Origin of the sequence: Nonomuraea sp. NPDC048826 (genome assembly GCF_043198225.1) — a bacterium.
Lineage (GTDB): Bacteria > Actinomycetota > Actinomycetes > Streptosporangiales > Streptosporangiaceae > Nonomuraea.
In genome coordinates this window covers 431,530-458,218 of sequence record NZ_JBICUQ010000006.1, presented here as the reverse complement: position 1 = coordinate 458,218, position 26,689 = coordinate 431,530, and the positions used below count along the sequence as shown (strand labels likewise).

27 protein-coding genes are annotated in these 26,689 nt (G+C 71.5%); 14 read left to right on the top strand and 13 right to left on the bottom strand.

The features are described 5' to 3' along the window. Window position 1: 1 nt before the first annotated feature. Window positions 2–1,225: an MFS transporter gene (locus ACGFI7_RS23920; protein WP_393408166.1), complete on the bottom strand. Its 1,224-nt coding sequence runs from the start codon at window positions 1,223–1,225 to the stop codon at window positions 2–4. 114 nt (window positions 1,226–1,339) lie between these two features. Continuing rightward, window positions 1,340–2,359 (bottom strand): endonuclease/exonuclease/phosphatase family protein, encoded by a 1,020-nt coding sequence (locus tag ACGFI7_RS23915; protein ID WP_393408163.1) that lies wholly within the window; start codon window positions 2,357–2,359, stop codon window positions 1,340–1,342. Between the two features lie 121 nt (window positions 2,360–2,480). Here ACGFI7_RS23915 and ACGFI7_RS23910 point away from each other — a divergent pair, with 121 nt between their 5' ends. After that, window positions 2,481–3,065 (top strand): redoxin domain-containing protein, encoded by a 585-nt coding sequence (locus ACGFI7_RS23910; protein WP_393408161.1) that lies wholly within the window; start codon window positions 2,481–2,483, stop codon window positions 3,063–3,065. A gap of 3 nt (window positions 3,066–3,068) precedes the next feature. After that, entirely contained in the window at window positions 3,069–3,923 is an 855-nt protein-coding gene (locus ACGFI7_RS23905; protein ID WP_393408159.1) for a cytochrome c biogenesis CcdA family protein, read from the top strand. Between the two features lie 24 nt (window positions 3,924–3,947). Here ACGFI7_RS23905 and ACGFI7_RS23900 read toward each other — a convergent pair whose 3' ends face one another. Then, on the bottom strand, window positions 3,948–4,694 hold the full coding sequence (locus ACGFI7_RS23900) for an SDR family NAD(P)-dependent oxidoreductase (RefSeq protein ID WP_393408157.1): 747 nt from the start codon (window positions 4,692–4,694) through the stop codon (window positions 3,948–3,950). 53 nt (window positions 4,695–4,747) lie between these two features. On the opposite strand from ACGFI7_RS23900, the gene ACGFI7_RS23895 reads away from it, so the two are divergent. The 4 genes from ACGFI7_RS23895 (at window position 4,748) to ACGFI7_RS23880 (ending at window position 6,961) form a co-directional block, all read left to right on the top strand. Then, the gene (locus ACGFI7_RS23895) at window positions 4,748–5,092 is read left to right on the top strand and encodes an ArsR/SmtB family transcription factor (protein WP_393408154.1); all 345 of its coding nucleotides are present in this window, start codon (window positions 4,748–4,750) and stop codon (window positions 5,090–5,092) included. A 7-nt stretch (window positions 5,093–5,099) separates the two neighbouring features. Then, on the top strand, window positions 5,100–5,627 hold the full coding sequence (locus ACGFI7_RS23890; RefSeq protein WP_393408151.1) for a GNAT family N-acetyltransferase: 528 nt from the start codon (window positions 5,100–5,102) through the stop codon (window positions 5,625–5,627). After that, window positions 5,624–6,106 carry a metallophosphoesterase family protein gene (locus ACGFI7_RS23885; RefSeq protein ID WP_393408148.1) on the top strand — a complete coding sequence of 161 codons (483 nt, stop codon included), beginning with the start codon at window positions 5,624–5,626 and terminating at the stop codon, window positions 6,104–6,106. Before ACGFI7_RS23890 ends, ACGFI7_RS23885 begins: the two co-directional genes overlap by 4 nt. Window positions 6,107–6,175: 69 nt before the next feature. Then, complete coding sequence (locus tag ACGFI7_RS23880) at window positions 6,176–6,961, top strand: hypothetical protein (protein ID WP_393408145.1); 786 nt, start codon at window positions 6,176–6,178, stop codon at window positions 6,959–6,961. Between the two features lie 3 nt (window positions 6,962–6,964). Here the strand turns inward: ACGFI7_RS23880 and ACGFI7_RS23875 are convergent, their stop codons facing one another. Next, window positions 6,965–7,192: a hypothetical protein gene (locus ACGFI7_RS23875; RefSeq protein ID WP_393408143.1), complete on the bottom strand. Its 228-nt coding sequence runs from the start codon at window positions 7,190–7,192 to the stop codon at window positions 6,965–6,967. A 73-nt stretch (window positions 7,193–7,265) separates the two neighbouring features. Then, window positions 7,266–8,891 carry a cytochrome c oxidase subunit I gene (gene ctaD / locus ACGFI7_RS23870; protein ID WP_393408609.1) on the bottom strand — a complete coding sequence of 542 codons (1,626 nt, stop codon included), beginning with the start codon at window positions 8,889–8,891 and terminating at the stop codon, window positions 7,266–7,268. A 232-nt stretch (window positions 8,892–9,123) separates the two neighbouring features. Here ctaD and ACGFI7_RS23865 point away from each other — a divergent pair, with 232 nt between their 5' ends. Both ACGFI7_RS23865 and ACGFI7_RS23860 read left to right on the top strand, forming a co-directional pair. Beyond that, complete coding sequence (locus ACGFI7_RS23865) at window positions 9,124–9,942, top strand: DUF1206 domain-containing protein (RefSeq protein WP_393408141.1); 819 nt, start codon at window positions 9,124–9,126, stop codon at window positions 9,940–9,942. Window positions 9,943–10,112: 170 nt separating this feature from the next. After that, on the top strand, window positions 10,113–11,093 hold the full coding sequence (locus ACGFI7_RS23860; RefSeq protein WP_393408139.1) for a chemotaxis protein CheB: 981 nt from the start codon (window positions 10,113–10,115) through the stop codon (window positions 11,091–11,093). Between the two features lie 48 nt (window positions 11,094–11,141). On the opposite strand, the gene ACGFI7_RS23855 is transcribed toward ACGFI7_RS23860, so the two are convergent. Next, a complete protein-coding gene (locus tag ACGFI7_RS23855; protein WP_393408137.1) occupies window positions 11,142–12,656 on the bottom strand; it encodes an N-acetylmuramoyl-L-alanine amidase in 1,515 nt (504 codons plus the stop codon). Between the two features lie 189 nt (window positions 12,657–12,845). Here ACGFI7_RS23855 and ACGFI7_RS23850 point away from each other — a divergent pair, with 189 nt between their 5' ends. After that, a complete protein-coding gene (locus ACGFI7_RS23850; protein WP_393408134.1) occupies window positions 12,846–14,840 on the top strand; it encodes a family 10 glycosylhydrolase in 1,995 nt (664 codons plus the stop codon). On the opposite strand, the gene ACGFI7_RS23845 is transcribed toward ACGFI7_RS23850, so the two are convergent. Genes ACGFI7_RS23845 through ACGFI7_RS23820 form a run of 6 tightly spaced genes read right to left on the bottom strand, consistent with a single transcriptional unit; the run spans window position 14,827 to window position 20,812 of the window. After that, a complete protein-coding gene (locus ACGFI7_RS23845; RefSeq protein ID WP_393408131.1) occupies window positions 14,827–15,423 on the bottom strand; it encodes an AAA family ATPase in 597 nt (198 codons plus the stop codon). The genes ACGFI7_RS23850 and ACGFI7_RS23845 overlap by 14 nt on opposite strands. Window positions 15,424–15,462: 39 nt before the next feature. Continuing rightward, the gene (locus ACGFI7_RS23840; RefSeq protein WP_393408127.1) at window positions 15,463–16,833 is read right to left on the bottom strand and encodes a sulfatase-like hydrolase/transferase; all 1,371 of its coding nucleotides are present in this window, start codon (window positions 16,831–16,833) and stop codon (window positions 15,463–15,465) included. Window positions 16,834–16,843: 10 nt separating this feature from the next. Further along, complete coding sequence (locus ACGFI7_RS23835) at window positions 16,844–17,650, bottom strand: carbohydrate ABC transporter permease (protein ID WP_393408125.1); 807 nt, start codon at window positions 17,648–17,650, stop codon at window positions 16,844–16,846. Further along, window positions 17,650–18,531, bottom strand: coding sequence for a carbohydrate ABC transporter permease (locus ACGFI7_RS23830; RefSeq protein WP_393408123.1), 882 nt, complete (start codon window positions 18,529–18,531; stop codon window positions 17,650–17,652). The genes ACGFI7_RS23835 and ACGFI7_RS23830 overlap by 1 nt, the downstream gene beginning before the upstream one ends. Continuing rightward, window positions 18,528–19,793, bottom strand: coding sequence for an ABC transporter substrate-binding protein (locus ACGFI7_RS23825; RefSeq protein WP_393408121.1), 1,266 nt, complete (start codon window positions 19,791–19,793; stop codon window positions 18,528–18,530). Before ACGFI7_RS23825 ends, ACGFI7_RS23830 begins: the two co-directional genes overlap by 4 nt. A 17-nt stretch (window positions 19,794–19,810) precedes the next feature. Then, window positions 19,811–20,812 carry a LacI family DNA-binding transcriptional regulator gene (locus ACGFI7_RS23820; RefSeq protein WP_393408118.1) on the bottom strand — a complete coding sequence of 334 codons (1,002 nt, stop codon included), beginning with the start codon at window positions 20,810–20,812 and terminating at the stop codon, window positions 19,811–19,813. 186 nt (window positions 20,813–20,998) lie between these two features. On the opposite strand from ACGFI7_RS23820, the gene ACGFI7_RS23815 reads away from it, so the two are divergent. Genes ACGFI7_RS23815 through ACGFI7_RS23800 form a run of 4 tightly spaced genes read left to right on the top strand, consistent with a single transcriptional unit; the run spans window position 20,999 to window position 23,341 of the window. Continuing rightward, the gene (locus ACGFI7_RS23815; RefSeq protein ID WP_393408115.1) at window positions 20,999–21,598 is read left to right on the top strand and encodes a TetR/AcrR family transcriptional regulator; all 600 of its coding nucleotides are present in this window, start codon (window positions 20,999–21,001) and stop codon (window positions 21,596–21,598) included. A 5-nt stretch (window positions 21,599–21,603) separates the two neighbouring features. Continuing rightward, entirely contained in the window at window positions 21,604–22,311 is a 708-nt protein-coding gene (locus ACGFI7_RS23810; RefSeq protein WP_393408112.1) for a phytanoyl-CoA dioxygenase family protein, read from the top strand. A 30-nt stretch (window positions 22,312–22,341) separates the two neighbouring features. Next, window positions 22,342–22,881 (top strand): DinB family protein, encoded by a 540-nt coding sequence (locus tag ACGFI7_RS23805; RefSeq protein WP_393408110.1) that lies wholly within the window; start codon window positions 22,342–22,344, stop codon window positions 22,879–22,881. A 43-nt stretch (window positions 22,882–22,924) separates the two neighbouring features. After that, window positions 22,925–23,341 carry an SgcJ/EcaC family oxidoreductase gene (locus tag ACGFI7_RS23800; RefSeq protein ID WP_393408107.1) on the top strand — a complete coding sequence of 139 codons (417 nt, stop codon included), beginning with the start codon at window positions 22,925–22,927 and terminating at the stop codon, window positions 23,339–23,341. A gap of 252 nt (window positions 23,342–23,593) precedes the next feature. On the opposite strand, the gene ACGFI7_RS23795 is transcribed toward ACGFI7_RS23800, so the two are convergent. Then, a complete protein-coding gene (locus tag ACGFI7_RS23795) occupies window positions 23,594–24,607 on the bottom strand; it encodes a LacI family DNA-binding transcriptional regulator (RefSeq protein WP_393408105.1) in 1,014 nt (337 codons plus the stop codon). Window positions 24,608–24,911: 304 nt separating this feature from the next. On the opposite strand from ACGFI7_RS23795, the gene ACGFI7_RS23790 reads away from it, so the two are divergent. Beyond that, window positions 24,912–26,672 carry an ABC transporter substrate-binding protein gene (locus tag ACGFI7_RS23790; protein WP_393408103.1) on the top strand — a complete coding sequence of 587 codons (1,761 nt, stop codon included), beginning with the start codon at window positions 24,912–24,914 and terminating at the stop codon, window positions 26,670–26,672. Window positions 26,673–26,689 lie beyond the last annotated feature (17 nt).

Here is a 26,689-nt window from a genome sequence, read left to right as displayed (position 1 = left end):
CTCACCGTACGGCCCGGTTGTCAAGTTGAGAAGACCGCGTCCCGTCCGTCCGCCGGCCGGTCGCCACCCAGACGGCGACGAGCAGGTACGGGACGCTCAGCAGGGCGAAGACGACCCCGTGCGACAGGTGCCCGGCCGCGGCCCCGTAGAACACGTAGACCGCCAGCGTGATCAGGCTCGTGCCCAGTCCGGCCACCGACGTGACGGTGGCGCGGCTCGGCCCGGTGATGCTGTCCTGCAGCCGGGCGTCGGCCACCACGTCCGCCATCTGGAACATGCCGAACGCCGCCGCGATCAGCACGAACCCGGCCGGGTGCCCGCTCAGCGCGCCGCCGGCCAGCGCCGCCGCCGCGACCGCCAGCACCGCGCCGAACCCGCGCGCCCGCAGCCGCCGCGCCCGGCCCGCCAGCAGGCCCCCGGCCGTGGCGCCCACCCACACGAGCAGGACCACCAGGGGGATCGCCTTCTCGGCCACCCCGGTCTCGGTGCCCAGGAACGGCACGTACTCCTCCAGGGCCCCCCAGACGGCGGTCAGCACGGCGACGAGCACCAGCCCGCGCAGCACCTGGGGGTTCCCGCGCGCCTCCGCGAGCCCGGCCTTCAGGACCTGCCCGTACGAGCGCTCGTCCGCCTCGTCGCCGGCCTCGGCCGCGGGTGACGGGGAGCGGTGCTCGCGGAAGGCCAGGGCGGTGGCGGCGGTGAGGAGGCAGGCCAGCACGCTGGCCGCGCCGACGGCCGGGTAGCCGCCCACCGCGAAGACCGGGATGGCCACGGCGATGGCCGCCGCGTCCGCCGCGACGCCGACCGAGGTGGCCCGGCCCATGACGTGCGCGTAGCGCGAGGTCTCGCCGGTGCGGTCGAGCTCCTCGTACACCAGGGCCTCCATCGCGCCCGAGGTGAGCGCGTCACGCGTGCCCCACAGCACGAAGCCGAGCGCGAAGACCCAGTAGGACGGGAAGATCACCCACAGCGCGAACCCGGTGGCGGCGAGCACCGGCCCGACGAGCAGGAGCAGGCGACGGGACACGGCGTCCGCCCACGCGCCGGACGGCACCTCCAGCACCAGACCCGTGAGCGACCAGATGACGAACAGCGAGGACGTCTCGGCCACGGACAGCCCGGTGTCGGTGAACAGCAGCGCGTAGACCGGGTAGAGCAGGACGAACTCGTCCAGGAACGTGTAGACGTAGAGCGTGCGAACGAGCCGCTTGGCAGGCGGTGACATGCATGAGGCCTTTCGGAAGGACGGACGGGGGAGCGAGCGCCTGCCTGGCTCGGTGGCCCCCGGGCCCTACGGCCTCGGGTGAAGCATCAATGTCGCCATGTCATGAGATCGAGTCTAACCCGTGGACGGCGGCAGCAGCAGCTCCGCGAAGACCGCCCGGTGATCGGTGCGCGGCACGTCCCGCACCGCGAAGGCGCTCACCCCGGCGCGCTCGTCGGCCAGCACGTGGTCGATGGTGATGAACGGCGGCAGGCCGCGCCCGCTCGGCCAGGTCGGCGTCAGCGCCGCGCCCGCCCGGTGCGCGGCGTCGGCGTAGCCGCGGCCGAGCAGGTCACGCATGGCCCGGTGGTCCAGGCTGGCGTTGAAGTCCCCGGCCAGGACGCGGACCGCCTCGCCGGTGGGGGCGGGGAAGGAGGAGAACGCCCGGTTCCAGCCGTCGACCATCCGGCCCAGCGGCGGGTTCGGGTGCACGGCCACCACCTCGACCCGGTGGCCTGAGGGCAGGGTCATGGCCGCCGCGGGCATGTTGTGCCCGATGGGCGTGAACAGGTCCGGCAGCGCGGTCAGCGGGTGCCTGCCGTACAGGCCGCTGCCCGCCGCGTCGTGCTCGTCCTGCAGGACCCGGTGCGGCAGCAGCTCGGCCAGCCCGGCCGCGTCCAGCTCCGCCACCTGGCGGGTGGTCAGCTCGGTCGCGGCGAACACGTCCGGGCGCAGCTCCCGTACGAGGTCCACCACCGCCTGGGGGTCGGCGCGGCCGAACAGGTTGAGCGCGAGGACCCTGAGCGGCTCGCTCCCGGCCGGCCCGCCCGGCCCGCCCGGCCCGCTCGCCGGGAACGCTCTGGGCGCCACCGCGACGGCCATCACCAGGCTCGCGGCCAGCGCCACCGCCGCCGCCGGGCGGTTGCGCCTGATCAGCGCCACGGCCAGGAGCAGCGCCAGCACCGCGCCGTACGGGGTGACGGTCATGAGCTGGGTGAGGAACGATCCAGACTCCAGGCCGCCGGCCCGGACCACCGCCCAGCCGGCCAGGAACGTGACGGTCAGCCAGGAGAACCAGCGCCTGCGCAACCTGGACAGCCGGCGCCGCACCGGCGACGGGCCGGGCGCCTGCTTCGCCTCGACGGTGATGCTCAACCCATGCCGCCCGATTCGTGCGAGATCAACCTTCCGGGGGTGAGCCTAGACGGCCCGCGGAGGCGGTGGCGTCATCGGCTCGTAAGGTTCTCGGCCCTCCCGGCTGCCTAGCGTGGTGGACGTGAACAGAACCGGCATGGCGGCGCTCCTCGCCGCCGCGACGCTGACCCTGGCCGCCTGCGGCGCGGCCGCCCCCGCCGGCGCGCCGCCCGACCCGGTGGCCACCACGGAGAGCCCCGTGCAGACCATGAAGAGCGCCGACCCGGTGGAGAGCGCGTCTCCCGAGGGAGGCGCGGCCGTGCCGGAGGCGTTGCGGTTCAGCGCGCGGACGCTCGACGGGCAGGCGTTCGAGGGCGCCACCCTGGCGGGCAAGCCGGTGGTGTTCTGGTTCTGGGCGCCGTGGTGCCCGAAGTGCCGGTCCGACGCCCCGGCCGTCAAGGCCGCCGCCTCGGCGCACCGGGACGTGGCGTTCGTCGGCGTGGCGGGGCTCGACGCGCAGCCCGCGATGCGGGAGTTCGTCCGCAGCACGGGCACCGGCGACCTGGTCCACCTGTCGGACCAGCAGGGCGCGGTGTGGACCAGGCTCGGCGTCTCGCAGCAGTCCGTGTTCGTCTTCGTGAAGCCCGGCGGCGGCACCACGAAGGTCACCGGCCCGCTCGGCCGCGACGGGCTCGAGGCCGAGATCGCCAAGATCAGGACCGGGTGAGCCGTGGCCGACCTGCCTGTCGCCCTCGCGGTCACGGCCGGGGTGGTGGCCGCGTTCAACCCGTGCGGGTTCGCGATGCTGCCCGCGTACCTGACGATGCTGGTCGCGGGCGAGCCGCCGCGCGGCGCGGGCGGCGCGTGGCGGCGCGGCCCGGTGGTGCGCGCGGCGCTGCTGTCGGCGGCGATGACCGCCGGGTTCGTGACCGTGTTCGGGCTGTTCGGGCTGGTGGTGACGCCGCTGGCGGCCGTGGCCGGGGCGGTCCTGCCGTGGGTGACGGTCGTGATCGGGCTCGTCCTGACGGCTCTGGGCTGCGGGCTGCTGGCCGGCCGGTCGCTGCTGCTCCGGGTGCCCGCGGTGACCGCCAGGCCCGGCGCCTCGGCGCGTTCGCTCTACGGGTACGGGCTCGCGTACGCGGTGGCCTCGCTGTCGTGCACGGTGGGGCCGTTCCTGGCGGTCACGTCGGCCTCGCTGGCGAGCGGCGGGACGGCCGGCGGCCTGGCGGTCTTCGCCGCGTACGCGCTCGGCATGGGCCTGGTGGTCACCCTGCTCTCCCTGGCCGTGGCGCTGACCAGGGAGGCCATGCTATTCCGGGTGCGGCGGGCGCTGCCGTACGTCTCCCGGCTGAGCGGGGCGCTGCTCGTCCTGGCCGGCCTGTACGTGGCGTACTACGGCTGGTACGAGCTGCGGGTCCTGCGCGGCGGCGACCCGGACGACCCGGTGGTGGGCGCGGTGACGGCGGTCCAGGGAGCGGTCGCGGGCGGGTTCGAAGCCCTCGGCCCGGTCACCCTCGCCGCGGCCGTCGCGGCGCTGGCCGCGGTACTCCTGATCAGGACGAGACGCACCCGCGACCCGGACTGAGGCCGCCCGGCCGGAAGCGCGCGGTCAGGTCAGGCCGAGGCCGCCGTCCACCGTGAGCACCTGGCCGGTGAGCCAGGTCGAGGCGGGATCGGCGAGCCGGACGATCCAGGTGGCGACCTCCTCGGGGGTGCCGCGCCGGCCGAGCGGGACGCGGCCGGCCTCGTCCCGCTTGACCTGCTCGACCTCGGCCTCGGAAAGCCCCGCTCTGGCCAGCGCCCGGCTCTCCGTGGGGCCGGGCGCCAGGGCGTTGACCCGCACCCCGGACTCGGCCAGCTCCAGGGCCCAGCTCCTGGTGAGCTGCTCCAGCGCGGCTTTGGAGGCGGCGTAGTGGGAGCCTCCCGGCAGCGGCCGGTGGCCGTAGGTGCTGGAGACGTTGACGATGGAGCCCCGGGTCCGCCGCAGGTGGGGCAGCGCGGCCTCGGCCAGCAGGCTGGGCGCGGTCGCGTTCAGCTCGAACAGGGCACGCACCCGGTCCGCGTCGAGCCGTCCCAGCGGCATGACGGCGGTGGCTCCGGCGTTGTTGACGAGCACGTCCACCCTTTCCCACCGGCCGGCGGCCGCCCGGACGATCGCGTCCGGTGTGCCCTGCGCGGCGAGGTCGGCGGCGAACGGGACGATGCCCGCGTGCAGCCCGGCGGTGCGGTCGAGCTCGTCCCGGTCGCGGCCGACGCCGAGCACGTGCGCGCCGGCCCGGGCGAACGCCACGGCCGTCGCGCGTCCGATGCCCGAACTGGCCCCTGTCACGATCACGACCTTGCTGTCCAGGTCCATGGCATCCCATCGTTCGATGTTCGTAGAACGTCGAACAAGCTACCATGGGACGTGTGAAGCAGGCCCGCCATCCCTCCGCTGACGAGATGACGCTCGTCGCCACGATGACGGCGCTCAGCGACCCCATCCGCATCGGCCTGGTGCGGGTCCTGTCCGACGGGCGCGAGCGCGGCTGGGGCGAGCTGCGCGCACCGGTGGCCAAGTCCACGCTGAGCCACCATCTCAAGGTGCTCCGCGACGCCGGCGTCACCCGCACCCGCCAGGAAGGCACCCGCTGCTACGTCGTGCTCCGCCGCGACGACCTGGAGCTGCGCTTCCCCGGGCTGCTCGACGCGGTGCTGGCGGCGGCCGACGACGAGGGCGTGGGCGACCGGGTGGGGCTCGTCGACGCCCGATAATGGGGCGGTGGAGCGACTCGACGGGCCCGGGTGCCTCGCGATCTCCGGTGAGATCTCCGGCCTCTACCGGCAGTGCTTCGCCGAGCCGCCGTGGTACGAGACCGAGGCCGACTTCGCGGCCTTCCCCGGCAAGCTGGCGCGCGACGTCGAGCGGCCCGGGTTCGCGGCGTGGATCGAGCGTGCCGGCGGCGAGCTGGTGGGGGTGTGCTTCGGCTGGCCGACGCCCGCCGACCTGTCGGGCCACGCGATCTACGAGGAGCTCCAGCGCTGGTTCGGGCCGGACGCCGTGGCGCTGATGACGCGGGACGCGTTCGAGGTGGTGGAGCTGTTCGTGGCGCCCGCCGCCCAGCGCCGGGGGATCGGGCGGCGGCTGCTGGAGGCGGCGGTGGCCGGGTGGCCGCGGGCCTGGCTGCTCACCTCGCCGCGGGCCCCCGCGGCCCGTTTCTACCGGGCGCTCGGCTGGGTGCGGGCCGGCGCGCTGCCGGAGCGTGCCCTGGAGATGCTCGTGCTGCCTGAGGGCAGGGGGCGGGCATGAGAGTGGTCGCGTTGTCCGACACGCACGCGCCGCGCCGCTGGAAGGCGTGCCCGCCCCGGGTGGCCGAGCTGCTCGACGGCGCCGACGTGATCCTGCACGCCGGTGACGTGTGCGTGCCGTCGGTGCTCGCCGAGCTGTCCGCGTACGCGCCCGTCCACGCGGTGAAGGGCAACAACGACGGGCCGGACGTGGACGCGCCCGAGACGCTGGAGCTGGACCTTGACGGGCTGCGGGTCGGCATGATCCACGACAGCGGGCCGGCGAAGGGGCGGCTGGCCCGGATGCGACGGCGGTTCCCGGCGGCCGGTCTGGTGGTGTTCGGGCACTCGCACATCCCGCTCGACGAGTCGGAGCCGGGGTTCCGGATCTTCAACCCGGGGTCGCCGACCGACCGGCGCCGCCAGCCGCACGGCACCGTGGGGGTGCTCCGCGTCGAGGACGGCGCCCTCGTCGAGGCCCAGATCGTCCCGGTCACCTGAGTTTGCCTGCCCTGCCTGGACGGTATGTCGATTACTAAGAGTGACAGATCGGTTGCAAGGCGGCTCGAAATGGACACAGTCAGACAGATCGCGCAGGCCGTGCTGTACGAGTGCCGTCCTTATCCCCGGCTGCTGGACGACCAGCACCTGCGCGGGCTCCACCCCGAGCCGTACGCCCGCGGGCAGGCCGGTCTCCCTTGGCTGATGCAGACGCAGTGCCTGGTCGAGGCGGCCCCGTCGGACACCGTGGACGTGCACGTACGGTTCCTGCACCTGGTCTCGCGCGAGGTGGCGCGGGCGCGCGGCAGCGAGCTGGAGCCGGTGGCGGAGCTGACCGTCGACGGCACCCGCCACGTCGCCGGGCTGGAGGCGCGCGAGCGGGAGGCGGCCGTGTCGGGCCTGGCGCTCGCCGACCTGGCCGGCGACGCGTACACGATGCGCGTCGACGTGCCCGGCGACCAGGAGGCGGTCTGGCTGATCGACGCCCGCGGCCGGGCCGGGGCGGTGCTGCGCTGCTGGGAGACGCTGCACGGGCAGGCGGAGGTGCGCGCGGAGCCGTTGCGCGACCGGTTGTTCAGGCTCACGGTGACGGTGGCCAACACGACCAGCTGGCAGGGCGAGGAGCGGTCGGAGGCGGTCAAGCGGGCGTTCGTGTCGGCGCAGAGCGTGGTGCGCACCCGCGGCGGGCGCTTCGTCTCGCTGCTGAACCCGCCGGCCGAGCTGCGCCCGCTCGCCGAGGGCTGCCGCAACATCGGCACCTGGCCGGTGCTGGTGGGCGAGGTCGGCGAGCGGCACACGATGCTGTCGGCCCCGATCATCCTGCGCGACCACCCCCGGCTCAGCCACACGAGATAGCGCTCACGCCGGCGTCCGCCCGGCGGCGACGATCAGGACGACGCCCAGGACGGCCAGCGTGAGGTTGGCGAACAGCTCGTAGCCGGTGAGCGCGTCGATCCGAGGGATGATCACCCGGTTGAAGAAATTGAGGAAGATGCCGAAGAACGGCTGGACGGCCACGTGGTCGATGGCCCCGCTGACGCCCTGGAGCGCCAGGACGAGGCCCACGATCTGGATGGCTTTGCGCATGCCACGACGCTAGCGAGCGGACGCCGCCCGGCGAGTCGGCCTTAGGAATGCGCCGTACCGACCAAAGTAGGTCTCACGCCTCGACCTCGTCGCGCTGGGGATGGCTGTGCGGGTAGTGGAGGTCGAACGCCGGCCGCTCGGAGCGGATCGGCGGCATGAAGGAGAAGTTGTGCCGGGGCGGCGGGCAACTCGTGGCCCATTCCAGCGAGTTGCCGAACCCCCACGGGTCGTCCATCATCACCCAGCGCGGCTTGCGCGAGGTCTTCCACACGTTGTAGAGGAACGGCAGCGTGGACAGCCCGAGGATGAGCGCGCCGACGGACGAGATCTGGTTCAGCGTGGTGAAGCCGTCGGCGGCGCTGTAGTCGGCGTACCGCCGCGGGAACCCGATCCAGCCGAGCATGTGCTGCACCAGGAACGTGGTGTGGAAGCCGATGAACAACGACCAGAAGTGGATCTGCCCGAGCCGGTCGTCGAGCATCCGCCCGGTCATCTTCGGCCACCAGAAGTAGAACCCGGCGAACATGGCGAAGACCACGGTCCCGAACACCACGTAGTGGAAGTGCGCGACCACGAAGTACGTGTCGGTGACGTGGAAGTCGAGCGGCGGCGACGCCAGGATCACCCCCGTCAGCCCGCCCAGCAGGAAGGTGATGAGGAACCCGACCGCGAACATCATGGGCGCCTGGAACGTCAGATGGCCGCGCCACATGGTGCCGATCCAGTTGAAGAACTTCACCCCGGTCGGCACCGCGATCAGGAACGTGGTGAACGAGAAGAACGGCAGCAGCACCTGCCCGGTCGGGAACATGTGGTGCGCCCACACCACCATCGACAGCCCCGCGATGGCGATGGTCGCGCCCACCAGCCCGATGTAGCCGAAGATCGGCTTGCGGCTGAACACCGGGATGACCTCGGTGATGATCCCGAAGAACGGCAGCGCGATGATGTACACCTCCGGATGGCCGAAGAACCAGAACAGGTGCTGGTAGAGGATCGGCCCGCCCACGGCCGGGTCGTAGAGGTGCGTGCCGAACTTGCGGTCGGCCTCCAGCGCCAGCAGGGCGGCGGCCAGCACGGGGAACACCATCAGCACGAGCATGCTGGTCAGCAGCACGTTCCAGGTGAAGATCGGCATCCGGAACATGGTCATGCCGGGAGCGCGCATGCACACGATCGTGGTGAAGAAGTTGACCGAGCCGAGGATCGTGCCCACGCCGCCGAGCACCAGCCCGAGTATCCACAGGTCGCCGCCCACGTTGGGGCTGTACGTCCGGTTCGACAGCGGGGTGTAGGCGAACCAGCCGAAGTCCGCGGCGCCGCCGGTGGTGAAGAGCCCGGCGAACGCGATCAGCCCGCCGAACAGGAACAGCCAGTAGCTGGCCATGTTGAGCCGGGGGAAGGCGACGTCGGGCGAGCCGATCTGCAGCGGCATGATGACGTTGGCGAACCCGGCGAACAGCGGGGTGGCGAACAGCAGCAGCATCGCCGCCCCGTGCATGGTGAACATCGCGTTGTACGTCTGCGCGTCCACCAGTTGCAGGCCGGGAGCCGCCAGCTCGGCCCTGATGATCAGGGCCATCACGCCCGCGATCGCGAAGAACGTGAACGAGGTGATCAGGTAGAGGTAGCCGATCACCTTGTGGTCGGTGGACGTCAGCCAGCGGACGATGGCGGCGCCCGCGCCCCCGCTGCGCACCGGGGCGAGCGGCGATTCCGTCGGTTCGCCGCCTCTCGGCTTCTGGATCGTCACCCTGGTTCTCCCTCGGCAGGCGTTCCGTGAGAGATCCACTACCCTCGGTGACACCACGATAGGCCCAAGAAAGGGGTGGCTTGCGCCATAGCGGGCCTGAAGTGCGCCTTTGCAACACGGTGACTGTCGGCGCGGATTCTGGGCACTTGACGGGCCTTCGACCCCCTGGGAGGACCTTGTGAGCACAGCACAGAGTGCCGGCCGGTCGGCGGAGGCCGCGGCCCGGCGAGCAGCAGACAGTCCCGCACTGGACCGGCTGGCCCGGATAGGGCTCGCCTGCCGAGGCGTTCTGTACGGATTGATCGGCGTGCTGGCCATCCAGATCGCGATGGGCAGCGGTGGCGAGGAGGCCGACAAGGGCGGCGCCATCTCGACCGTCGCGGAGCTGCCGTTCGGTTCGGTGATCCTCTGGGTGATGGTCGTCGGCTTCGTCGCGCTGGCGGTGTGGCAGGCGTCCGAGGCGCTGTTCAGCCACGGCAAGACCCTTGACCGCGTGGAGGCGGCCGCGAGGACGGTGGTGTACGGGTTCATCGTGTTCACGCTGCTCAGCGTGCTGCTGGGCGGCGGGGCCGCGTCGGAGGACCAGAAGTCGCAGGACGTGACCGCCAAGCTGCTCGACCTCCCCGCAGGGGAGTGGATCGTCGGCCTCATCGGCCTCGGCATCATCGCGCTCGGCGTCTACTGGGTGCGGCAGGGCGTCACCAAGAAGTTCCGCGAGGAGCTCGACACCGGGCGCATGTCGCCCAAGGCCCGCTCGATGATGGACCGGCTGGGCATGGCCGGCTACGTGGCCCGCGGCGTCATCGCCGGGCTCGCCGGCATCCTCGTCATCCAGGCGGCGATCACCCACGACCCGGACAAGGCCGGCGGCATCGACCAGGCGCTGCGCTCCTTCGCCGACACCCCCGTCGGCCCGTGGCTGCTGATCGCGGTCGCGCTCGGGCTGGTGCTGTTCGCGGGCTACTGCTTCGGCGAGTCCCGCTGGCGCCGCACCTGAGGCAGGCGCCGCCGCGAAGCGGAGACCAGGGTCGGTGAACCGGCGGACGCCGGGCCACCGGCCCTTTCCGCTGTCCGGAGCCGGGCGGCCGGACACCGCCGGATCGCGCGCATAGTCCCGCGTCTGCGGGACAGAGGGATGAGGTGTGGACAGTAGGACGGGACACGATCGTGATCGCCGCTTCCGCCGGAGGGGTGGAGGCCCTGCGCGTCCTGCTCGGCGCACTGCCCGCTGATCTGCCCGCGGCGGTGCTGGTGGCCCCCCACCTGCCGCCGCAGGGCGGCGGCGTGCTCGCCGAGATCCTCGACAGGGCGGGCCCGCTCAAGGCCGCCACCGCCGAGGACATGCAGCCCCTGCGACACGGACACGTCTACGTGGCCAGGCCCGGCCATCACCTGCTCGCCCACGACGGCAGAGCCCGGCTGTCACGCGGGCCCCGGCACAACGGTCACCGCCCCGCGGCCGATCTGCTCTTCGAGAGCGCGGCGCTGGACGCCGCGGAACGGGTGGCCGCCGTCGTCCTGAGCGGCACGCTCGACGACGGCGCACGGGGTTGCGTGGCGGTGGATCGGAGAGGAGGGGCGGTGGCGGTGCAGGATCCGGAAGAGGCGGCCTTCCCCGGCATGCCGGAGGCGGCCGCGGCCGCGGTGCCGAACGCGCCGGCCCTGCGCGTGCCCGAGCTCGCCGACTGGCTGGCGCGGCAGAGCCGCACGCCCGTCATCACGGAGGGCAAGGTGGACGACCCGGAGACGGCCCTGGACGTCGAGCGGTTCCTGGGGGAGAAGGCGGGGGTGGAGGAGCCGGTCGGCCGCCTCGTCGAGCTCAGCTGCCCCGAATGCGGCGGCCCGATGTACGAGCAGCGGCACGAGAGCCGGCTGTCCCGGTTCGTCTGCCGGGTGGGCCACGCCTGGTCCGCCGAGGGGCTGGTCGGGGCCCAGACGGACGCGGTGGAGAGGGCGCTGTGGATCGCCGTCCAGCGGCTGGAGGAGCGCGTGCGGATCCTCTCCCGGATGGATCGGCCGCACGGCGGGATCCACTACTCGCGCGCCTACCTCCGGGAGGAGGCGGAGCGCACGCGCGAGGCGCTGGAGACCATCCGCAGGGTGCAGGCCGGCATCGGCCAAGGCGACGACGGCCTGCTCCTGTCATGAGCGACGGGGGACACCGTGGCAGCGGCGTCCCCCGCCGGACGGGATGACCTACGGGCGGGAGATGCGGATCGCGTCCGCGATCACGTAGCCGGTGCCGGCGGTCCACCGGCTGACGGCGACGACGTTCTGCGTGCCCGCGTTCAGCTGGAAGGTGCCGATGCTCCGCCAGGCGCCGCCGCCTGACCGCTGGTCGACGTAGACCGTCTGGTTCCCGCCGGACGTGGCCACGATGTACGGGGCCGAACTGTTGTATCCGGGATCGCTGGGATACCAGACCTCAATCTTGTACGCGCCGGCGCTCGGGATGGTCGCCGAGTACCATGCTGCGTCACTGGCCGACACCGGGTTGGCGAACCGGTAGTCGGTGCCGTGGCGCTGGCTGGAGTACGTCGAGGTGCCCCAGTTGGTGCTGGCGGTGAACTGGGCGCTGGCGTTGTCGATCGTGGTCGTCCAGCTCGGCGGGTCGGTGGTGCCGCCGTTCACGTAGTTCAGGTACGTGGTCCAGTTCCAGTGCGGTCCCGGGTCGGTGTGGGTCGCGCCCGGCACCTCGTTGTGGCCGATGATGCCGGTGCGGTTCTTCGGCACGCCGTACTTGTCGGCCAGGTGGCGGGTCAGCGCGGCGGAGGAGCGGTACATCGCGTCGGTGAACCAGGACGCGTCGCTGACCCAGCCCTCGTGCTCGATGCCGATCGAGCGGTTGTTGTAGGAGGAGTTCCCGGCGTGCCAGGCCACGTCCTTGTCCCGCACCATCTGGGTGATCGCGCCGTTGGACGACTTGACGACGTAGTGCGCCGAGACCTGCGCGCTCGGGTTCTGGAACCAGGAGATCGTGCCCGCGTAGGAGCCCTGGGTGACGTGGATGACGATGCGGTCGATGTTGTAGCTGGTCTCGCGGCTCGACACCCGGTAGTTGCTGGAGCTGGCGGCGACCCAGGCGGCCGGCGGGTAGTCGGGGCTGGCGACGGCGGCCTGCGCGTTGAGGTCGCGGGCCTTGGCGAGCTCGCCGCGCTGGGCGGTGACCTCCTGCGCCTGGACCGTCACGCCGCGGGCCTCCAGGCCGAGGCCGAGCAGTTCGTAGACGGCGTCGGCGTACAGGCGGGCCGTCTCGGGGGAGGAGGCGTGGCCGTACTCGGCGATCGCCTTGTACCAGCCGCCGGGGTCCTTCCTGGCGGTCTCGTCGAGGCCGAGCTTGTCGGCGTACGAGCGCAGCACGGCGGCGGCGCCGAGGATGTTGGCCGCGTCGTCCTTCTTCAGCGTGGCGACGGACTGGCCGGTGAGCTTGGCGGCTTCCTGGAGCGTCTGGTTGGTGGGGTTGTCGACCAGGTGCATGAGCCCGTAGCCGCGGCTGGCGCTGGGCTCACCCCCGTGGCCGTCGAGGTGGGTCTCGGCGTAGCCGAGGGCGACGAGCAGGTCACGGGGGACCTCGTGCTCGGCGGCGGCCTTGTCGAAGGCGTCCGACAGTGGGTTGCCGCGCTCGGCGAGTGCGGGCTGGCCTGCGAAGACCAGGAGGGAGCCGAGGGCGGCGGCGACGAGGGCTGCTAATCGGGTTCGTGCCAGTGTCATGAGAGCTCCACTTCGGGGGGTACCGCACGCACAGTAAGGGAGTTTCATGACAGATGTCGATAATTGACATTACTTTGGCATTCAAGGAAACTTTCCGCCCGCGCGTTGGAGCTGTCAGGAGAAGTTGGGCCCCCGTCAAAGATCTGAAAACTATTGCGATCTGATGACGATGCACTGAAACTTCTCTTCGTGACCACGCTCCTGCGCCTCGTCCTGGTAGCACTCACCGCCGCGTTCGGCACCGTCGTCGCGCCCGCCACCGTGACCGCCACCGTGGCCGCCGCGACCCCCGTCGCCGCCACCGCGACCGCCGCCGCCTGCACGACCGACCCCGCCACCCCCAAGCGCCAGCTCCGGGCCATGTGGATCTCCAGCGTGGCCAACATCGACTGGCCCAGCCGGACCGGCCTGAGCGTCTCCGCCCAGCAGGCCGAGTTCCGCGCCTGGCTGGACCTGGCCGTCCAGCGGCGCATGAACGCCGTGGTCGTGCAGGTCAGGCCCACCGCCGACACCTTCTGGCCGTCCTCGCTCGAACCCTGGTCGCAGTGGCTGACCGGCAGCCAGGGCGGCAACCCGGGCTACGACCCGCTGGCGTTCATGGTCACCGAGGCGCACCAGCGCAACCTGGAACTGCACGCGTGGTTCAACCCGTACCGCGTCGCCAACCACGCCGACCCGAACCGCCTGATCTCCTCGCACCCCGCCCGCCGCAACCCCTCCTGGCGCTTCGCCTACGACGGCAAGCTCTACTACAACCCGGGCCTGCCGCAGGTGCGCGACTTCATCGAAGACGTGATCATGGACGCGGTCACCAAGTACGACATCGACGGCGTCCACCTCGACGACTACTTCTACCCGTATCCGGCCAGCGGCCAGACCATCCCCGACTCGGCCGCCTACGCCCAGTACGGCGGCGGGTTCGCCAACGTGCACGACTGGCGCAGGGAGAACGTCAACCTGCTGGTACGCGAGCTCGACCAGCGCATCCACGCGGCCAAGCCGCACGTGGCGTTCGGCATCAGCCCGTTCGGCATCTGGCGCAACTCCGGCACCGACCCGCTCGGCTCGCGGACCTCGGGCCTGCAGTCGTACGACGCCATCTACGCCGACACCCGCAAGTGGGTCAAGGAGGGCTGGGTCGACTACATCGCGCCGCAGCTCTACTGGCACATCGGCTACTCGGTCGCCGACTACCAGGTGCTCATCGCCTGGTGGGCGGAGGTCGTCAGGAACACCGGGGTGCAGCTGCTGGCCGGTCAGGCCGCCTACCGAGCCGGGGTGAGCAGCCACGGCGCCGACTGGCAGGACCCGAACGAGCTCAGCGACCACCTGCACCTCAACCGGCAGCACCCCGAGGTGGCCGGCGACATCTTCTTCAGCGCCAAGGACGTCCGGGCCAACCGGATCAACTCCTTCTCCGTTCTGGCCGGCGCGCACTACACCAAGCCGTCGCTGCCGCACCCCCGCGGCTCGGCCGCCGCCCCCGCCGCGCCGTCCATCACCTCCGCCACCAGGGGCTCCTCCGGCGTGGCTCTCTCATGGACGGGCAACGGCACCGCCTACGCCGTCCACCGGGTGAACGGCACGCCCTCGGCCGCCGACCCGTGCGCGTTCGCCGACGCCCGCAACCTGCTCGGCACCACCCGGCAGAAGACGTTCACCGACACCACGGCCGCCTCCGGCACCGCCTACACCTACTACGTGACCGCGCTGGCCCGCACCCACCAGGAGAGCGCGGCCAGCGCCGGCCGGGCCGTGTCCGCCTCGGGCGGCGGCGGGTTCACCGTGACCGTGGACAACGCCGGCGCCGGGTTCACCGCCGGGACGGCCTGGGGCACGTCGGCGTTCTCGGCCGAACGCCACGGCGCCGACTACCGGTTCGCCGACCCGGTGGCCGCCAGCGACCCCGCGTGGTTCCGGGCGAGCATCCCGAGCGCGGGCACGTACCGGATCGAGGTCTGGTATCCCGGCAACGCCGGCTACAACAGCGCCACCCCGCACATCGTGGCCGCCGCGGGCGGCAACCAGACCGTCACCGTCGACCAGCGGACCGGCGGCGGGGCCTGGCGTGAGCTGGGCGCCTTCTCGCTCAACGCGGGGACGTACAACGTGGTCGGGGTCAGCCGCTGGACCTCGGCGACCGGCTACGTGATCGCCGACGCGGTGCGCATCACTCGAATCTGATGCCCGCCAGCCGCCCGGCGGCCTCCCGGTCCAGCACCCGGGCCGTGGCCGCCGGGGCGGGGTCGCCGGACAGGGCGCGGGCCAGCAGCGCCGCGCAGTGGCGGCGGTGACGGGCGAAGGTGCGCGGGGGCACGACCCGGCCCCGGGCGCGCTGTCCCGCCAGCGCGGTTCCCGCGGGCACGTCCAGGATCACCAGATGGAAACCCGCGCCGGCGCGCCGCGCCAGCAGGGCGAAACCGCGCAGCACCAGCGGGCCGCAGCCCCGGTTGTGCGCCACCACCGACTCGCCCCGGCGTAACGCGGCCCGGACGCGCAGCACGTGCGTGGCGAACACCACCGCCGTGCGCACCGGCTTGGGCACCCAGGCCAGCGGGCCCGCCCAGCGCAGCCGGGACTGCATAGAGTCGACGACGGTCACCCCGCCCGCCCGGACGGGGGCCGTCTCGGCCCCGGTGAGCGGATAGAGGCGGCCCAGCAGCGTCGACTTGCCCGCCCCCGGCAGCCCGGTGATGATCACCAAGGATCTCGCCGGGTAGCTCAGCGGCTCGGCCGCCTTCCTGGAGGCGGGCACCGGGACGGTCAAAGCTCACATCCTCCCCGAAGGAACGGGAGGAGTATAGAACTACGACCCGCCGGGGCGCTGGTGACCGAACCTGACCGGTTCCGGACCGCCCAGCCGGACGATCGGGTCGGTCAGCACCCGCTCCTCCGAGTCGTTCGCCGCCGCCGGCTCGATCACCGGCTCGGCCTCGCCCGCCGCCGTCATCCTGCGTGCCAGCCGCTCCCGCAGCTCGGCCGCCTCCTTCTGATGCGAGGGCAGCCCGGCCAGGTTCACCAGCTCGTGCGGGTCGCTGGCCAGGTCGTAGAGTGCCTGCTCGCGGTAGCGGGGGGCGGCCGGGTCATGCCAGCCGTCGGCGTCCTCGGCCACCGCGTAGTACTTCCACCGCGCGGTGCGGATGCCCCGGCCCACCTCCGACTCGCTCACCTGGAAGAACACCTCCTCCGGCCAGTCGGTGCGGGCGTCGCGCAGCAACGGCAGGAACGAGCGGCCCTGCATCTCCTCCGGCACCGCCAGCCCCGCCGCCTCCAGCAGCGTCGGCGGCAGGTCGATGGTCGACACCGGCCGGGCGATCACGCCGCCGCCGTCGAAGCCGGGCCCGCGCAGCGCCAGCGGCACCCGCAGCGAGGCGTCGTGGCAGGACCGCTTGTACTCGTCGTTGCGGGTCTTGAAGTGGCTGCCGTGGTCGGAGGTGTAGGCCACGATCGTGTCGTCCAGCAGGTCCATGCTGCGCAGCGCGTCGAGCAGCCGGCCCAGCCCCTCGTCCAGCCGCTTGATCTGGCCGAGGTAGCCGCCCAGGTGGCGGTGCGCGGTGCCGCCGAGCGCGGCCAGGTCCGGCGGCAGCCAGCTGCCCTGGTAACGCTCCTCGTAGCCGTCGGGCGCCGGGTAGTTGTCCACCTCGTTCTGGTGGTGCGGCTCGATGAACGACAGGAACAGGTAGAACGGCTCGCGATGGTGGTCGGCGACGAAGCGGACGGCCGCGTCGACCAGCGCGTCGGAGCGGTAGCCGGGCAGGAACACCGGGTCGCCCGCGTCGTCGTAGGTGATCGTCCGGTAGGCGTCCGAGGTGAACTCCAGGATGTTGGACGCCAGCCAGCTCTGATAGCCGCCGCGCTCGCCCGCCGGCACCGGGTCGGCGCTGCCCAGGTGCCACTTGCCGATGTAGCCGGTGGCGTAGCCGGCCGCGCCGAAGTGGTGGGCCAGCGTCCGCTCCTCCGGCGGCAGCACGATGCCGTTGCGGTAGACGCCCGTCGTGGTCGGGTAGCGCCCGGTCTGCAGCGCCGACCGGGCCGGCGCGCACACCGGCTGCGGGGTCAGCGCCACCGCCGCCTGGGCGCCGTGCCTGGCCATGCGGTCGAGGTTCGGCGTGAAGGCCGGGCCGACGGTGTCCCACCGCTGCTGGTCGGTGAGGACGACGATCACGTTCGGGCGCACTCGATGACTCCTAACGAAGGCCGGTCAGCGCGATACCGCGCACGAAGTATCGCTGGCTGACGATGAACAGCACGGCGGTGGGGACGAACAGGATCACCGAGCCCGCCGCCGTGAGATGCCAGAGGGTGAAGTACTCCTGGTTGAACAGCGTGAGCCCGACCGGGATCGTCCGCATCTCCGGCGTCGTGGTCGCCACCAGCGGCCACAGGAACTCGTTCCACTGGAAGACGAACGTGAACAGCCCCAGCACGGCCAGCGCCGGCCGGGTCTGCGGCAGGATGATCCGCCGGTAGATGGCGAACTCCGACGCGCCGTCGATCCGGGCCGCGCTGATCAGGTCGTCCGGGATCGGCTGGATGAACTGCCGCATCAGGAAGATGCCGAACGCGTCCATGAGGAACGGGGTGATCAGCCCCTGGTACGTGTTGATCCACCCCAGGTGCGCCATGAGCACGTACAGGGGGATCATCCGTACGAAGAACGGCACCATGAGCGTGGCCAGCAACGCCACGAACAGCGTGTTGCGCAGCGGGAAGCTGAACTTGGCGAACACGTACCCGACCAGCGGGTCGAACAGCAGGTGGGCCAGCGTGATCGCGCCCGCCACGACGAAGCTGTTGACGATGAAGTCGCCGAACGGCGCCCGCGCGAACAGCTCGGCGTAGTTGCCCCACTGCGGGCTCTCCGGCACGATCACCGCTTCGGCGGCGAGCGTCTCCGCCTCCGTCTGCAGCGACAGCGAGAGCATGTAGAGCAGCGGCAGCACCATCACCAGCGAGGCGAGGGTGAGCATCAGGTAGATCAGCGCGCGCCGCATCAGTAACGCACCTCCCCGCGCCGTCCGGCCCGGAGCTGGATCAGCGTGAAAGCGACGATGACCACCAGCAGCAGCACCGACTGCGCCGAGGCGTAGCCGAAGTCGCGGGTGCGGAAGGCCACGTTGAAGATGTGGAACACCGACAGGTCGGTGGCGTCGCCCGGCCCGCCGTTGGTGATGATGTACGCCTGCCCGAACGCCTGCAGCCCCGAGATCACCGCCATCACCGACACGAACAGCGTGGTCGGCGCCAGCAGCGGCAGCGTGATCCGCCAGAACCGCTGCCAGGCGTCCGCGCCGTCGATCTTCGCGGCCTCGTGGTACGTCTCCGGGATGCCCTGCAGCCCCGCCAGGAACAGCACCATCGTGTAGCCCGCGCTCTGCCAGAGCGTGATCGCGGCGATGGTGAGCAGCGGGTGGGTGTTGAGCCACTGCTGCCCGGGCAGCCCGAGTGCGGAGAGGCTCCGGTTGAGCACGCCCAGCTCGGGGTCGAGGATGTTGCGCCAGAGCAGGCCGACGATCGCCACCGACGTCAGGTACGGCACGAGCAGCATCACCCGGAACGCCACCCGGCCCCTGAGCGGCTGGTCCAGGGCCAGCGCCAGGCCGAGCCCGAGCACGATCGACCCGGCCACCACCGCCGCCGCGAACGCCACTGTCACCAGGAACGAGTGGCGCACCGCCGGGTCGGCCAGGGCCTGGGCGTAGTTGCCCAGGCCGGTGAACCGGTCCGCCTGCGGCCCTGTCATCACGCTCGTGGCGACCACGTTGCCGATCGGCAGGTAGAAGAACGCGGCGAAGAACAGGATCGCCGGGAGCAGGAACAGGTAGGCGGTGCGGGCGTACCTGCCCGACAGGGTCCGCGGGCGGAACACGCTCACGCCAGGAAGCCCTTGGCGGTCTCGGCGAGGGCCGCGACCGCCTCCTCGGCCGGCCGGTTCTGGATCACCACCGACTGGTACATCTTCTTCATCTCCTCGTCGAACTTGCCGGACTGGCCGGTCAGCCTGATCTCCTGGCTGGCGTCCTGGGCGTAGCCGAGCGCCTCGGCGAACGGCTTGATCGCCGGGTCGTCCCGCACCTCGGGCAGCTCGGCCCAGGCGACGCGCGGCATGAGCATGCCGACCTCCTTGGTGGCGGCCTGCTCGACCTCCAGCGCGGTGATGCGCTTGATGAAGTCCCACGACAGGTCGGGCCTGGCCGCCTTGGACGGCACGAGCAGGCTGGTGCCGGCCGCGTTGGTGGCCTGCCCCTCCTTCTTGAGCGGGGCGGCCAGGCCGAGGTCGATGTCGGGGCTGGTCTCCCTGATCGGGCCGATGTCCCACGGACCCGTGATGATCATCGCGGCCCGCTTGGCGGAGAACAGCTTCTGCGGCCCCGAGTAGTCGGTGCCCGACACCGGCACCGGCGCCACCTTGTGCTTGTGGACGAGGTCCGCCTGGAACTGCATGGCCTCGACCGCCTTGTCGCGGGGCGTCAGCACCTCCTTGGTGGCGGGATCGTAGATCCGGACGCCGTTCTGCAGCAGCCACGGGTTGGCGTAGGTGTGATCCTGGTTGAGCGCGATGCCGTACACGTCGCCCTTGGTGAGCTTCTTGGCCGCCTCCAGCAGCTCCTCCCAGGTGGTCGGCGGCTGCACGCCGGCCGCCTCCAGCATGCCCTTGTTGTAGAAGAGCACGGTGCACGTCAGGTGGAGCTGCACCCCGTACACCTGGTTCTGGTAGGAGTTGCGCTCGACCGTGACCGGCTGCCAGTCGGCCGGGAAGCCCATGGCGGCGCCGTCGCGGTCGATGTACTCCTGCAGCGAGCGGGCGTTGCCGGACAGGGCGAACTCCTGCACCCACCCGCCGGGCTCCTCGACCAGGTCCGGCACCGTGCCGGAGGCGAAGTCGGCCAGCAGGCGGGTGCGCAGGTCGGGCCACTGGTACTTCTGGAAGTTGACCTTGACCTTGTTGGCCTGCTCGAACTCGGAGATCACCTTGCGGTAGGCCTGGTAGTCGTGGCCGGCGTTCCAGTAGACGGTGAAGACGCCGGGTTCGGCGGTCTGCGCGGGCGGGGCGCCCGCACAGGCGGACAGGATGGGGACGGTCGCGGCGGCGGACGCGAGGCGGAGCAGGTCCCGGCGGGAAAGCTGGGGAGACATCTGCGTCGGTTTCCCTTCTAGGATGAGCCCCTCCGCACGAACGCCCACGGACGGACGATCTCGCGGCCGGGCGGCGGCTCCTCTGCCTGGAGGCGGTCGAAGAGCAGGCGGACGACGTCGGTGTAGTCGTGCCGGATGGGGCCCACGGTGCTGAGCTGGGGGTTGGTGATGAGGCCTTCGTCGATGTTGCCGACGCCGACGACCGCGACGTCCTCGGGGACGCGCAGCCCGGCGTCCCTGACGGCCCAGATCGTGCTGATCGCGGCCCGGTCGCTGGCGGCGAAGACGGCGTCGGGTGGCTCGGGGGAGCGCAGGAGACCGGTCACCGCCTGGTAGGCGCTCACCCGGTCGTCGGCGCCCGACACCACGGTCCGTTGTGCGATCCCGTGGCGGTCGAGCGCCGTGTGGTAGCCGAGGAGCCGGCCGATCGGCCGGTCGCGGTAGAGCTCGTAGCGCAGGGCGAGGAACGCGACGCGCCGCCGCCCTCGCGCGATCAGGTGCTCCACCGCCTCGGCCGACACCTCGGTCTCCGGCGCCCGTACGACGTCGCAGGCGTCCGGCGCCGGGCCGTTGCCGATCACGACGGTCGGCATCCCGGTGGACACGATCTGGTCGAGCAGCTCCTCGGTGAGGTGGTCGCCGACGTTGTTGACGAGCACCGCGTCCGCGATGCCGCCGCGCAGCACGCCGACGGCGGCCACGGCGCGGGCCTCGGAGTAGACCGCCAGCGTGACGACGGCGTAACCGTGCCCGTCGGCCATCTCGTGCAGGTCCCTGGCCAGCCGCTCGTCCGTCGGCACCCCGCCGAACGACCCCTGGACCAGGCACACCCGCTGCGTCCTGCGCCTGCGCAGGCTCCTGGCGGCCTGGTCGGGGGTGTAGCCGAGCCGGGCGGCGGCGTCGAGGACGCGCTTCCTGGTCTCGGCGCCGACCCGCCGGTCGCGTCCACTCAGGACGTACGAGACGGTCGCGGTCGACACCCCGGCCAGCTCGGCTACCTGTTTGGCGGTGGGACGCATGTTATACGTATAACGTAGTATTCCCTGTCTGTAAAGAGGGTTTTATGTCCGCCCGCTGTCTCGACCAGCACACTCCCGGGAGGACGGCCGTCTCCCGCTCTTCGCTCCATAGTTAATCGTTTAACACGTGTCGGCTCGCCTGGGAAGAGCTGGATCGTTGAGTTGAACTCAACTAACCTTTCGGGTGTGCAGGTCCTGTCCGAACGCGCCGCCGCCACCCGCCGGCGCATCCTCGAGGCCGCCGCCGCCGAGCTCGTCGAGACCGGCGACGTGGAGGTCGCCGCCGTCGCCCGCCGCGCCGGGCTCAGCGTCGGCCTGCCCTACCGCTACTTCGGCACCCGCAGCGGCCTGATGAGCGCCCTGATCGAGGACTTCTACGAGCGGCTCGTCGCCGGCACCGTGCTCCGCCGCTTCGACGGCGACACCTGGCTCGAACGCTGGCATGCCCAGGTCACCCAGTGGGTCGACTGGGTCTACGACGAGCCGCTCGCCCCCGTCGTCCTCGGCCGCATGGTCGGCGACGCGCAGGTGGCCGCCATGGAGGCGCGCTGCGCCCGTCAGGTGATCGCGCTCGGCGCCAAGCACGTCACCGCCGGGCAGGACGAGGGCGCCGTCACCCCCGGCCGCGACCCCGAGCTGCTGTCGGCCGCCGTCGTCGGCGGCATGCGCTCCATCCTCGCCGTCGTCCTCGACCAGGACCCCCGCCCCGACCGGGCGGCCGTCCAGCAGGAGATCCGGCTCTTCTCCACCGCCGCGCTCGGCGCGTCCGCCGGCGGCCTGCCATGACCGCCATGTCGGCGCTCCACCGCGACGGCTACCTCGTCCTGCCCGACCTGCTCACCCCGGACGCCTGCCGCGCCATCCGCGACGACCTCACCCCGCTCCTCGCCCCCGCCGGCCGCGACCCCTTCCGGTCCCGCCACACCCGCCGCGTCTACGGCGTGCTGCACAACACCCGCGCCGCCGACCCCCTCGTCGACCACCCCCGCGTGCTCGGCCTCCTCGACCGCCTCCTGCTGCCCAACTTCCTGCTCTCCCAGCTGGAGGTCGTCGAAGTGGGCGCCGGCGCGCCCGCCCGTCCGCCGGCCCACGACGACCAGCACTACCCGCTGCCGCGCCCCCGCCCCGCCCTCTCCGTCGCCGCCCTGTGGACCCTCGCCCCCGGCACCGCCCGCACTGTCTGGCCGGGCAGCCATCGCTGGGGCGCCCGCCGCCCCGCCACCCCCGGCGTGCCCCTCACCCCGCCGCCCGGGTCCTGCACCCTCCTGCTCGGCACCCTCTGGCACGCCCGGCCCGCGCATCCGCCGGTCCCGTGCCTGACGATCACCGCCCACTACTGCGAGCCCTGGCTCCGCACCCGCGAGGCGTTCGCCCTCTCGCCGGGCCGCGACGTCGCCAGACAGCTCAGCGGCCGCACCCGCCGCATGCTGGGCTACAGCGTCCACCCGCCGGACACGGGCCTGGTCGACGGCATCCATCCGTACCGCCTCTTCTCCTGACGGGCCCGTTCGACCCTAGACTTGCCGTCCATGGCGCACATTGACGAGCAGGGCCGGCTCGAACCTCCCCTCGACGCAGATGAGACCGGCACGCTCCTGGGATTCCTCGACTACCAACGGGCCACGTTCGCGTGGAAGTGCTCAGGGCTGGACGCGACCGGTCTCAACACGACCGTCGCCGCCTCGTCGATGACCCTCGGCGGCATGATCAAACACCTCTCCTACGTCGAGGACCACTGGTTCTCCGCGTTCCTGCACGACCGTGAAGCGCAGCCCCCGTGGAACGCGGTCGACTGGAAGGCCGACCGCGACTGGGACTGGCACTCGGCGGTCGACGACACCCCCGAGCAGCTCCTGGGGCTGTGGCACGACACGGTGACCCGCTCCCGCGCCTCCGTCAAGGAGGCCCTGGCCGACGGCGGCCTGGGACAGCTCGCCCGCCGCTCCTGGCCCACCGGCGAGTCGCCCAGCCTGCGCTGGATCCTGTGCCACATGATCGAGGAGTACGCCCGGCACAACGGCCACGCCGACCTCATCCGCGAGTCGGTCGACGGTCTCACGGGCGAGTAGCACGCTTGACCTCAAGCGAACTCGAGGTCCTACCGTCCATGGCATGAGCACCATGAACCTCGCCGGTCAGGCGAACGAGACGGACCTCGAAGCGATCAAGCAGGTGGTGGCCGCGGTCGAGCACTCCCAGAACAACGAGCTCCCCGAGGAGTTCGTGGCCCTGTTCCGGGAGGACGCGATCTGGACGACGGGCGGAGGCAGGCGGCTCTTCGGCCGCGACGCGATCTCCGCGTTCACCCACCAGGTGCTTCCCGGAGGGATGCGCGACACCACGGTCACGTTCGAGATCGAGCACGTGCTGTACATCCGTCCCGACGTGGCTGCCGTGAAGGTGCGGCAGGTCTATCGGAACCCCGATGGGACGGAGACGGTGGGCACGCCCATGTTCGTCATGGCGAAGGAGGACGGGCGGTGGCGCCTGACCGCCTGCCAGAACACCACCGTGGTCGACGACGACTGACACCCCTGACCCCCCGACCCGCTGGCCTCCGCGCTCTCGGACCCCGGGCTCCTGACCCGCTCACCTTCACCCGCTCACCTTCACCCCACCCTCTGACACCCCTCTCCCCGACTGCGCGGCGGCGGTCAAAAGTTGGGTGATGCGGTGCCGCGCGGGATCAGGAGGGTGTGGGTGATGCGGTGCCGGACGGGGTCAGGAGGGTGGAGTGGTGCCGCGCAGGGGGCAGGGGTGAGGCGGTGCTGCCTCGAGTGGTCATGGGGGTGGGGCGGTGCTGCCGCGGGGGGTCAGGCGGGCCGCCTCGTCCTCGATCGGGGCCACGTCCTCGCCCGCGATCAGTCCCAGCAGGGCCCGCGCCGCGTGCGCCCCGTACGCGGGGATGTCGCGGGTGAGCGCGCTGAGCGCGGGGCGGACGATCCGGGAGAGCGGCGAGTCGTCCCAGGCCACGATGGACAGATCAGCGGGCACCCGGAGCCGCAGCTCGTCGGCCGCGGACATGCCCGCGACGGCCATGATGTCGTTGTCGTAGACGATGGCCGTCGGCCGGTCGGGGGCGCTCACCAGCCGCCGGGTGGCGTGCGCGCCCTCCTCGCCGGTGTAGTCGGTGTGCATGATCGTGTGCCGGTCGAGCCCGAGCTCCTGGCAGGCGGCGGTGAAGGCCTGGTCGCGGAGGACGGTGTGGACCAGGTCGGGCAGGCCGGCCACGCGGGCGACGCGCCGGTGGCCGAGTGCGTGGAGGTACTGGACGGTCTCGCGGACGGCGGCGGCGTCGTCGGACCAGACGGGGGTGAGCGGGCCGGCCGCCGACGGGTGGCCGACGACGACGGCGGGCATGCCGAGCTCGTCCAGCGCGGTGACGCGGGGGTCGGAGAAGCGCAGGTCGACGAGGATGGCACCGTCGACGCGGCCCTCGCCCCACCACCGGCGGTAGACCTCGGTCTCCTGCTCGGGGCTGGTGACGACCTGGAGCATGAGCGCGTAGGAGCGGGCGGACAGCTCGGTCTCGATGCCGCTGATCAGCTCCATGAAGAACGGTTCGACGCCGAGGATGCGGGCGGGCCGGCACAGGGTGAGGCCGACGGAGCTGGCGCGGGCGCCATTGAGCGCGCGGGCGGCGCTGTTGGGCTGCCAGCCGATCTCCTCGGCGATGGCCTTGATCGCCGCCCGTTTCGCCGGTGACACGCCGGGGCGGTCGTTGAGCGCGTAGGAGACGGCCACCTTGGAGACGCCTGCCCTGCGTGCGATGTCGGCGATCGTTGGTCGCTTCACCGAGCCCCCTGTTGTGAACCGGTTAGTCACCCGTGCAGTCGCACCTTACTACCGCTGAGAGCGCTCCACCTCGTCGGGTTATGCCCGGGATCGCATCTCAAACGCATCACGACCCTTGACGGGGTTGTCACGGCGAATTTACCTTCGCGGTACTTACCCGGTTCAGCAGGGCGCCTCTCCGGGGCGTCGCGGGAGCGCTCCCATAGGCGCCCGGAGCCGGGGCGGCGGCGTATGTCCCGGACCGCCGACATCGGGGTTGGACAGATGGTCGACCCTCCGCCTCGGCGGGGGAAGGAGAGCTCAGATGCAGACCCGGGCGCGGATTCTGATACCGCTCCTCGCGGCTGGCCTGGCCGCAGCCGCCTGTACCGGTGGCGGCGGCACCGCCGCACCGACAGCCCAGACCTCCCAGGCGGGCAGCGCGCCCGCCCAGGGCAACGCCGGCGGCGAACTGCCGCGCAACGAGACGCTGTACACCACCGGCACCCAGTGGGGCCCGCCGGCCAACTTCAACCCCATCCGCGAGTGGGACTCCGCCACCGGCACCAAGGGCCTGGTGTACGAGACGCTCTTCCACTACGACCCCAACCAGGCCAAACTCGTCCCCTGGATCGCCGAGAGCGGCGCCTGGGCCGACGACAAGACGTACGAGGCCAAGATCCGCCAGGGCGTCACCTGGTCCGACGGCAAGCCGCTGACGGCCAAGGACGTCGCGTTCTCCTACGGCCTCGGCAAGATGGAGACGAGCCCGTTCCACAACATGTGGGACTGGCTGGCGAACGTCGAGGCGGTCGACGACCAGACGGTCCGCTTCACCTTCTCCGAGGCCCGCTACCAGGAGTGGGACTTCAACCTCTACAGCCGCGTCATCGTCCCCGAGCACGTGTGGAGCTCGCGCTCCGAGGAGGACGTGCTCAACGGGGTCAACGAGAACCCGGTCGGCAGCGGCGCCTACAAGTACCAGAGCCACGACCAGGACCGCGTGGTCTGGGTCAAGCGTGACGACTGGTGGGGCAAGACCGCGCTCGGCATGGAGCCCAAACCGCGCTACATCGTGGACGTGGCCACCCCGAGCAACGAGGTCGCCATGGGCATGCTGCTGCAGAAGCAGCTCGACATGAGCAACAACTTCCTGCCCGGCGTGGCCAACCTGATCAAGGGCAACTTCGGCCTCACCTCGTACTACAACGAGCCGCCGTACATGCTGTCGGCCAACACCGCCTGGCTGGTGCCCAACACCAAGCAGAAGCCGATGGACGACCCGGCCTTCCGCAAGGCGCTGGCCACCTCCGTGGACGTCAAGAAGATCGTCGAGGGCGTCTACGGCAACCTGGTCAAGGAGTCCAGCCCGACCGGCCTGCTGCCGCAGTGGGAGCAGTTCGTCGACCAGAGCGTGGTGAGCTCCGACGGCTTCACCTTCAGCACCGACGAGGCCAAGAAGATGCTGGCCGACGCCGGCTACCGCGACCGCGACGGCGACGGCCTGGTGGAGAACAAGGACGGCTCGAAGATCAGCCTGACCATCGAGGTGCCCACCGGCTGGACCGACTGGATGGAGGCCGCCCGCGTCATCGGCACCAGCGCCAAGGCCGCCGGCATCGAGGTCACGCCCGAGTTCCCCGACTTCAACGCGCTGGTGGAGAAGCGCAGCAAGGGCGACTTCGACCTGATCATCAACAACGAGCGTCAGCTGTCCAGCAGCCCCTGGACCTACTACGACTACATGTTCCAGCTCCCGATCCGTAAGACGCAGAACACCGTCAACTTCGGGCGCTACGAGAACAAGGAGGCCTGGGAGCTGGTCCAGCAGCTCGACAAGGTCAAGACCGACGACATCGAGGGCATGAAGGCGGTCATCTCCAAGCTCCAGAAGATCCACATGGACGACATGCCGATCATCCCCCTCTGGTACAACGGCCTGTGGGCCCAGTCCAGCACCTCCACCTGGAAGAACTGGCCCTCCGCCGCGGAAGGCGCCCCCAAGCACGCGCCCGCGATGTGGCGCAACTGGATGGAGCTCGGCGGCTTCGAGACGCTGACCCAGCTCCAGCCGGCAGCCGGATGACCTGACCACATCGGCCA